The following is an 8,087-nucleotide window of genomic DNA, read 5'->3' as shown; positions in this document are numbered from 1 at the left end:
GACGCTGCCGCGGTGCGGTTCATCGACGCTGCCGGGCGATTTCGTAGAGGGCGACGGCGCCGGCGGAGGGGGCGCCGAGGGAACTGGCCGCGCCCCCGATCGGGATGTTGACGACCGTGTCGCAGGCGCCTCGCCACGCGGCGCTCATCCCACGGGTCTCGTTGCCGATCACGAGCACGGTGCCGCCGCCGAAGTCGTGGGCGTCGATGGTGACGGAACCGGTCTCGTCCGTCCCGACGATGTGCAGGTCGGTTCCGGCGGCTCGCCGGGCGTCGCGGAACGCGAGGATCTCGTCGACGGACGACACGGTGACGACGGGCATCGCGAAGAGCGATCCGGTGGAGGCGCGGACGCTCCGGGGGTCGAACGGGTCGGCGCCGTGGCCGACCACGACGACCGCGTCGGCGCCGAACGCGTTGGCGGAGCGGACGAGGGTGCCCAGATTTCCGGGTGAGGTGGGCCGGTCGAACACGACGATCAGGGGGACGGACTGCAGCCGCAGGTCCTTCAGTCGCGGGGCGCGGGTCTTCGCGACCGCGATCAGTTCCGGCGCGGTGTCGGTCTTCTCGCCGAGTTCGGTCATCAGTTCGGCGCTGACACCGATCTGTTCGACGGATCGGGTCGCGAGCAGTTCCCGCGCCCAGTCGGACAGCGGTGGGCCGTCGATGCGGTGCAGCAGCGATTCGATGGGCCAGTGGTGTTCCAGGGCGAGGTTGAGGGGGCGCACACCCTGGATCAGGAAGCGTCCCGCCTTCGTCCGCTTGGCGCGGTTGGTGAGGTACGACTGCCATTGCTGGAAGCGGGCGTTGCGGGTGGTCACCAGCACGGACGAGGCCGGACGGTGCCGTGCGGACGGTGTTCGGCTCATCGTTCTCCCAGTGTTCGCGTCTCGTCGAGGGTGCGGATCGTGGCGTCCGCGAGGTCGGGGGTGTTTCCGTCGACCCAGTGGATGCGGGGGTCGCGGCGGAACCAGGACCGTTGCCTGCGCACGTAGCGCCGGGTGCCGATGAACGTGCGTTCCTCGGCCTCGGCCAGGTCGTATTCGCCGTCGAGCCAGGCGAGGACCTGCGCGTACCCGATGGCCCGGGGTGCGGTGACGCCCTCGCGCAGTCCGACGTCGATCAGCCCGCGCACCTCGTCGACGAGTCCCTGTTCGAACATCAGCCGGGTGCGGAGCCTGATCCGGTCGTCGAGTGCGGCGGTGTCGCGGTCGACGCCGACGATGTGTGTGCCCCAGCGCGGTTGGCCGATGCGCGGGGCGGACGCCGCGAACGGCCTGCCGGTGATCTCGACGACCTCGAGGGCCCGGACCAGGCGCCTGCCGTCGGTGGGGAGGATCGACGCGGCGGCGTCGGGATCCACCCGGCTCAGCTCTGCGTGGACGGCCGCGACGCCCTTCTCGGCGAGGACGGCTTCCCACCGCGCCCGTACCGACGCATCGGTGGCGGGAAATCTCCACTCGTCGAGCAGCGACTGCACGTACATCATCGATCCGCCGACGATGACCGGCACGGCGCCGCGAGCGGCGATGGCCTCCACGTCGCGGACCGCGGCCTGCTGATAACTCGCGACGGTGGCCGTCTGCGTCACGTCGAGCACGTCGAGTTGGTGATGCGGAATTCCGCGGCGTTCGGCCGGGGCGAGTTTGGCGGTGCCGATGTCCATGCCCCGGTACAGCTGCATGGCGTCGATGTTGACGATCTCGCCGCCGAGGCGTTCGGCCAGCTCCAGCGCGAGATCCGACTTTCCGGTGGCGGTCGGTCCGACGACGGCGATCGGCACGGGTGAGGTCACGGACGCCACTCCCCCACGTGGTAGCCCACTCCGTAGGGAGCCGCGCTGTACAGCGTCCGGCAGGCGGCGGGTGCAGCGTCGAACACGCCGGCGAGGACCTGCCACGGGACGCGCCCACCGATGCCGAGGGCGGCGCACTCGGCGGGGTCGAGGGCGAGCAGCGCCTCCCGGTCGCCGGTGTCGAGGGCCGCGTCGACGCGGGCCTGCACGCCTTCCGCGCGGGGGTCGAACGCGCCCGGCGCCTTCGCGGTGAGTGTGTTCGCCCCGTCCGCGACGATCACCAGTCCGCGCGGCTCGGGGTCCCGGTCCAGGTACGCGCGCAGTTCCGCGCCGTAGGCGGCGCACTGCTGCGGCGAGAGGTCGGCGGCGAGGACCCTCGCGTCGACGACGGCGTCCGGCGCGCACGTTCCCCGGATCCACCCGGCCGTCAGCACCGCGAGCGGCAGGTCCGGGTCGGGCTCGCCGGCGGGACCGGGCCGCAGTGTGACCCGCACGTCGACGCCGTAGCCGCGGTAGGTGCCCTGCGCGTCGGCTCGCACCTCCGCCGCGGCGGGCGCCGCGCCGACCGCCACCCATTCGGTGGCGATCGCGGACAGTGCCTTCGCCGCCGCCTGGACCGCGTCCCGCAGCGGCGCCGTCTCCGCAGCGGCCGCCCCGGTCAGTTCGGGTACCAGCAACGGTGGGGACGGCACGAGGATGGCAGCGGTGAACACACAGTCACGCTAGTCGACCGCTGGCACGGACCCGACATCCGATTCGGGCACTGCCGTCAATCGGTACCAACACGGACCGTCCGACCTGATTCAATAGTCCACAGGGCCCGTACCGGGTTGAATGGAGCCAGCACCCGTCCCGGGTCGTATGGAGCCAGTATTGCGTTCAGGCAGCCGTGACGCGCGGCAGAGATGAGGAACCGATGACCGACAGCAGCGACGCGAAGCCCGCCGTGGAGCCTGCCGCTCAGCAGCACGACACACCGAAGCCCAGCGTCCCGAAGCCGGGTGCCGCCGCAAAACCGGGTGCACCCAAGCCCCACCCCACACCGACGCACGCCCTCTCCGCACCCGCCGTCGCCGCCCCGGCCCACAGTGATCCGAGCGAGTTCGGCCGCGTCGACGACGACGGCACCGCGTGGGTCAAGACCGCGGACGGCGAACGGCAGATCGGGTCGTGGCAGGCCGGAGACGCGGCGGAGGGCCTGGCGCACTTCGGTCGGCGCTTCGACGATCTCGCCACCGAAGTGGCCCTCCTCGAGGCCCGGCTCAATTCCGGTGCGGGCGACGCGAAGAAGACGAAGGCGGCCGCTGTCGCGCTGGCCGACTCCCTCCCGACCGCCGCGGTGATCGGCGACATCGACTCCCTCTCCGCGCGACTCGACGTCATCATCGCCGGATCCGACGAGGCGGCCGCCCACGCCAAGCACGAGAAGGAACTGTCGCGGCAGGCGCACACCGAACGCAAGGAAGAACTGGCCGCCGAGGCGGAACAGATCGGTGCCGAGTCCACGCAGTGGAAGGCCGCCGGCGACCGGTTGCGCGAGATCCTGGACGAGTGGAAGACGATCCGCGGGATCGACCGGAAGGTCGACGACGCCCTGTGGAAGCGGTATTCCAAGGCGCGGGAGGCGTTCAACCGGCGACGCGGCGCGCATTTCGCCGAACTCGACCGTGAGCGCGCCGCTGCGAAGACCAAGAAGGAAGAACTCGTCCAGCGGGCGGAGGCACTGTCCGACTCCACCGACTGGGGGCCCACGGCCGGAGCCTTCCGCGATCTGCTCGCCGAATGGAAGGCCGCCGGACGCGCACCCCGGGAAGCCGACGACAACCTGTGGAAGCGGTTCAAGGGCGCTCAGGACGTGTTCTTCGCCGCCCGCAACGCCGCATCCTCCGAACGCGACGCCGAATTCGAGGAGAACGCGGTCGCCAAGGAGGAGTTGCTGAAGAACGCCGGCCACATCGATCCGTCCAAGGACATCGACGCGGCGCGGGCCGCACTGCGCGACCTGCAGGAGAAGTGGGACGCCATCGGGAAGGTGCCCCGCGAGCGGATGCACGACCTCGAGGGCAAGCTGCGGGCCATCGAGAAGCGCGTCCGCGACGCCGCCGACGAGGAATGGCGCCGCACCGACCCGGAGGCGCTCGCCCGGGCCGCGCAGTTCCGTGAGCGGGTCACGCAGTTCGAGGAGCAGGCCGCCAAGGCCACCGCGGCGGGCAAGACGAAGGACGCCGAGAGCGCCCTCGCGCAGGCCAAGCAGTGGCGCGAATGGGCCGAGGCGGCAGAGGGTGCCGTCAGCGGCCAGTAGGCACGATCAGCCGACGTTCCAGTCGCCGCGTCGCTCCGCTTCGGCGGCAGCGGCGCGGCGTTCCTCTTCCGCGGCCAGCTGCAGCGCGGTCCGGCTCCAGACCACCTTCAACCAGTGGAACGTCAGCACGATGACGGTGAGCCAGCCGATGACCAGCCCGATGCCCGGTCCGGCCGCTTCGACGCCGGGCGCCGGTGTCTGCCGCGACCAGATGGCGAGCATGCCGAACACGATGGACACGGCGGTTCCGGCGAGGGCCACCCACGCGAGCGCCCAGCGGCGGGTGACGAGCGCGAGCATCGACACGACGACCCCGAACACCACCTCGAACCACACGAACAGCCGCGACGGCAGCGCGATCGTCTCCGCGCGGGCGTCGTCCCCGTACACCAGCACCTCCCAGCCGTTGGCGATGCCGGAATGCGGCAACGTCAGCGAACCGAGCAGCACGACCACCGCGACGGCGACGACGAGCGCACGCGCCCCGGGGTCGATCTCACCGGCCACCTTCTTCTCGGCGGCGTCGAAATCCTTCAGGTAGCTCTCGATCGGCTCGTTCGCGTCACTCGGATCCTCGTGGCGCTGGTCGTCGAACTGCGGGGTCATGCGTTGCATCCCATCTGAGCGGGTAGTGGTGCGGGCGCACCGATCTGCGGCAGTCCGAGTCCCACGCCGATCGGCGGGGTCTTCGGGGTGACGCCCTTCTCGAACGAGTCGCCTGCGCGGGTGCGGCGGTGGGTCAGGACCGGGGTGTCCGCGACGAGGTGGTGCGGGGCGGCGGCGCTGATCACGATGGTGACGACGTCGCCGGGCCGGACGTGTCCGTCGAGGTTCCCCTCCGGCCGGAAGTGGACGAGCCGGCCGTCGCGGGCGCGCCCGCTCATCCGGGCGGTCTCCGCGTTCTTGCGGCCCTCCCCGGCAGCGACGAGCAGTTCCACCTCGGCGCCGACGAGCTTCTGGTTCTCCTCGAGTGTGATCTGTTCCTGCAACGCGATGAGACGTTCGTACCGTTCCTGCACGACGGCCTTGGGCAGCTGGTCGTCCATGTCCGCCGCCGGGGTGCCGGGCCGCTTGGAGTACTGGAACGTGAACGCGCTCGTGAAGCGTGCCTGCCGGACGACGTCGAGCGTGTCCTGGAAGTCTTCCTCGGTCTCACCGGGGAAGCCCACGATGATGTCGGTGGTGATCGCCGCGTGCGGCATCGCGGTGCGGACCTTCTCGATGATCCCCAGGAACCGCGACTTCCGGTAGGAGCGGCGCATCGCCTTCAGGATCCGGTCCGAACCGGATTGCAGCGGCATGTGCAGCTGGGGGCACACATTGGGGGTCTCGGCCATCGCCTCGATGACGTCGTCGGTGAACTCGGCCGGGTGCGGCGACGTGAATCGGACGCGCTCGAGCCCGTCGATCTCGCCGCAGGCGCGCAGCAGCGCGGCGAAGGCGCCGCGGTCGCGGGGCTGGTCGGGGTCGGCGAAGGAGACGCCGTACGCGTTGACGTTCTGCCCGAGCAGCGTGACCTCCACGACGCCCTCGTTCACCAGTGCCTGCACCTCGGCCAGGATGTCGCCGGGACGCCGGTCGACCTCCTTGCCGCGCAGCGCGGGCACGATGCAGAACGTGCACGTGTTGTTACATCCCACCGAGATGGACACCCAGCCGGCGTACGCCGACTCCCGTTTGGCGGGCAGCGTCGACGGAAACGCCTCGAGCGCATCGAGGATCTCGACCTCGGCCCGATGATTGTGGCGTGCCCGGTCCAGGAGCGCCGGGAGCGAACCGATGTTGTGGGTGCCGAACACCACGTCCACCCACGGCGCCTTCTTCACGACCACGTCGCGGTCCTTCTGCGCCAGGCACCCGCCGACCGCGATCTGCATGTCGGGATTCAGTTCCTTCGCCGGCGCCAGATGGCTCAGGTTGCCGTACAGCTTGTTGTCGGCGTTCTCCCGCACCGCGCAGGTGTTGAAGACGACGAGGTCGGGCGACTGCCCGGCGGCCGCCTTCGTGTAGCCGGCGTCCTCGAGGAGCCCCGACAACCGCTCGGAGTCGTGCACGTTCATCTGGCAGCCGTACGTGCGCACCTCGTAGCTGCGGTGAGGGGTCTGGTCGATCGTGTCCACGTATGCCAGGGTACGGCCCGCGCCAAATCGCCTCGTCGCGGCCGGTGTGCGACAGGACACACGACCGACGCCGGACAGTAAAGTTTCCGTGACATCCCGAGGATTCTCGGAGCAAATGACAGGTGCTCCCGCTCCCAGCACATAGGGTCATCGACTATGACGCAAGCCGACGACGCGACGCCGACGCCCTCCACGGGCGCGGCCCCGTCCATGATCTCGATGAAATCGGTGAACAAACACTTCGGCGCCCTCCACGTCCTCCAGGAGATCGACCTCGAGGTTCCACGGGGACAGGTCGTGATCGTCCTGGGACCGTCGGGATCCGGGAAGTCGACGCTGTGCCGGACCATCAACCGCCTCGAACCCATCGACTCCGGTGAGATCGCGGTGGACGGCAAGGTGCTGCCCGCCGAGGGCAAGGCCCTGGCGGCGCTGCGCGCCGACGTGGGCATGGTGTTCCAGTCGTTCAACCTGTTCGCCCACAAGACGATCCTCGAGAACGTGATGCTCGCACCGGTGAAGGTGCGGAAGAAGAGCAGCGCCGACGCGAAGAAGACGGCCTACGAACTCCTCGAAAGGGTCGGCATCGCCAACCAGGCGGACAAGTACCCGGCGCAGTTGTCGGGCGGTCAGCAGCAGCGTGTCGCGATCGCCCGCGCGCTCGCCATGAACCCCAAAGTCATGCTGTTCGACGAGCCGACGTCCGCGCTCGACCCGGAAATGGTCAACGAAGTCCTCGACGTCATGACCTCACTCGCCAAGGAAGGCATGACCATGCTCGTGGTGACCCACGAGATGGGCTTCGCCCGTAAGGCCGGCGACCGTGTTCTCTTCATGGCCGACGGCCAGATCGTCGAGGACTCCGAGCCCGCCACCTTCTTCACCGCGCCCAAATCCGAGCGCGCGAAGGACTTTCTCGGCAAAATTCTCAGCCACTGATCGGAGCGGGCACCCGCTGCGGTGCCCTCTCGGTCGACCGTGCTCCACAGGCAACACCCGTCATTTCAATTGGAGGAACTCGATGAGGATCAACCGCTCGATTCGTGTGGGAATCGGCGTCATGGCGCTCGCCGTCGTCGCATCGGCCTGTGGCGGAGGTGAAGAGAAGAGCGCCTCCCAGAGCGCGTCGGAGGGCAAACTCACAGTCGGTATCAAGTACGACCAGCCCGGCCTCGGACTGCGCAACCCCGATGGTTCCTTCAGCGGTTTCGACGTCGAGGTGGCCGAGTACATCGCAGGCAAGCTGGGTGTCGCGCCCGAGAACATCGAGTTCAAGGAGTCCCCGTCGGCTCAGCGCGAGACGTTGATCCAGAACGGTGAGGTCGACTACATCGTCGCCACCTACTCGATCACCGACGCCCGCAAGGAGAAGGTCGACTTCGCCGGGCCGTACTTCATCGCCGGCCAGTCGCTCCTGGTGAAGTCCGACAACACCGACATCACCGGCCCCGATTCGCTCAACGGCGGAAAGAAGCTGTGCTCCGTCACCGGGTCCACCCCGGCGCAGAAGGTCAAGGACACGTACGCGCAGGACGTGCAGTTGCAGGAGTTCGACACGTACTCCGCGTGCGTCGAGGCCCTGCGGAACGGTGCCGTCGACGCCGTCACCACCGACGACATCATCCTCGCCGGCTACGCGGCGCAGTACCCGGGCGAGCTGAAGGTGGTCGGCCAGCCGTTCACCCAGGAGCGCTACGGCGTCGGCCTGGCCAAGGGTGACGACGAGACTCGCGGCAAGATCAACGACGCCATCGAGGCGATGATCGCGGACGGTTCGTGGGAGCGCGCGTTCAACGAGACCGTCGGCGCGTCGGGCTACCCGATCCCCGCGCCGCCGACCGTCGATCGGTACTGAGCAACTCACTCATCCG

8 protein-coding genes are annotated in these 8,087 nt (G+C 69.3%); 3 read left to right on the top strand and 5 right to left on the bottom strand.

What is annotated here, in order from left to right:
- Positions 1 to 19 precede the first annotated feature (19 nt).
- The 3 genes from ACFTZB_RS39890 to ACFTZB_RS39880 are packed head-to-tail and all read right to left on the bottom strand — an operon-like array spanning position 20 to position 2,507.
- Positions 20 to 868: a TrmH family RNA methyltransferase gene (locus ACFTZB_RS39890; RefSeq protein WP_378440598.1), complete on the bottom strand. Its 849-nt coding sequence runs from the start codon at positions 866 to 868 to the stop codon at positions 20 to 22.
- Entirely contained in the window at positions 865 to 1,794 is a 930-nt protein-coding gene (gene miaA, locus ACFTZB_RS39885; protein ID WP_378440596.1) for a tRNA (adenosine(37)-N6)-dimethylallyltransferase MiaA, read from the bottom strand. The genes ACFTZB_RS39890 and miaA overlap by 4 nt, the downstream gene beginning before the upstream one ends.
- Positions 1,791 to 2,507, bottom strand: a complete 717-nt coding sequence (locus ACFTZB_RS39880; RefSeq protein ID WP_378440594.1) for a class III extradiol dioxygenase subunit B-like domain-containing protein — start codon at positions 2,505 to 2,507, stop codon at positions 1,791 to 1,793. The genes miaA and ACFTZB_RS39880 overlap by 4 nt, the downstream gene beginning before the upstream one ends.
- A gap of 203 nt (positions 2,508 to 2,710) precedes the next feature.
- On the opposite strand from ACFTZB_RS39880, the gene ACFTZB_RS39875 reads away from it, so the two are divergent.
- Positions 2,711 to 4,096, top strand: a complete 1,386-nt coding sequence (locus ACFTZB_RS39875) for a DUF349 domain-containing protein (protein ID WP_378440592.1) — start codon at positions 2,711 to 2,713, stop codon at positions 4,094 to 4,096.
- Between the two features lie 6 nt (positions 4,097 to 4,102).
- Here ACFTZB_RS39875 and ACFTZB_RS39870 read toward each other — a convergent pair whose 3' ends face one another.
- A complete protein-coding gene (locus ACFTZB_RS39870) occupies positions 4,103 to 4,702 on the bottom strand; it encodes a hypothetical protein (protein ID WP_378440590.1) in 600 nt (199 codons plus the stop codon).
- On the bottom strand, positions 4,699 to 6,216 hold the full coding sequence (miaB, locus tag ACFTZB_RS39865) for a tRNA (N6-isopentenyl adenosine(37)-C2)-methylthiotransferase MiaB (protein WP_378440588.1): 1,518 nt from the start codon (positions 6,214 to 6,216) through the stop codon (positions 4,699 to 4,701). The genes ACFTZB_RS39870 and miaB overlap by 4 nt, the downstream gene beginning before the upstream one ends.
- A 210-nt stretch (positions 6,217 to 6,426) precedes the next feature.
- On the opposite strand from miaB, the gene gluA reads away from it, so the two are divergent.
- Both gluA and ACFTZB_RS39855 read left to right on the top strand, forming a co-directional pair.
- Positions 6,427 to 7,155, top strand: coding sequence for a glutamate ABC transporter ATP-binding protein GluA (gene gluA, locus ACFTZB_RS39860; RefSeq protein ID WP_087555993.1), 729 nt, complete (start codon positions 6,427 to 6,429; stop codon positions 7,153 to 7,155).
- Between the two features lie 82 nt (positions 7,156 to 7,237).
- Positions 7,238 to 8,071 (top strand): glutamate ABC transporter substrate-binding protein, encoded by an 834-nt coding sequence (locus ACFTZB_RS39855; protein ID WP_378440586.1) that lies wholly within the window; start codon positions 7,238 to 7,240, stop codon positions 8,069 to 8,071.
- Positions 8,072 to 8,087 lie beyond the last annotated feature (16 nt).

This window comes from Rhodococcus sp. NPDC057014 (genome assembly GCF_042673295.1).
Lineage (GTDB): Bacteria > Actinomycetota > Actinomycetes > Mycobacteriales > Mycobacteriaceae > Rhodococcus_F.
The sequence above is the reverse complement of the archived record's forward strand: the minus strand, read 5'-3'. Positions and strand labels throughout refer to the sequence as shown.

Excerpts from the sequence above, each read along its gene's own strand:
- ACFTZB_RS39890 (WP_378440598.1), bottom strand. The coding sequence starts at position 868 with ATGAGCCGAACACCGTCCGCACGGCACCGTCCGGCCTCGTCCGTGCTG.
- ACFTZB_RS39875 (WP_378440592.1), top strand. The coding sequence starts at position 2,711 with ATGACCGACAGCAGCGACGCGAAGCCCGCCGTGGAGCCTGCCGCTCAG.
- ACFTZB_RS39870 (WP_378440590.1), bottom strand. The coding sequence starts at position 4,702 with ATGACCCCGCAGTTCGACGACCAGCGCCACGAGGATCCGAGTGACGCG.
- gluA (WP_087555993.1), top strand. The coding sequence starts at position 6,427 with ATGATCTCGATGAAATCGGTGAACAAACACTTCGGCGCCCTCCACGTC.
- ACFTZB_RS39855 (WP_378440586.1), top strand. The coding sequence starts at position 7,238 with ATGAGGATCAACCGCTCGATTCGTGTGGGAATCGGCGTCATGGCGCTC.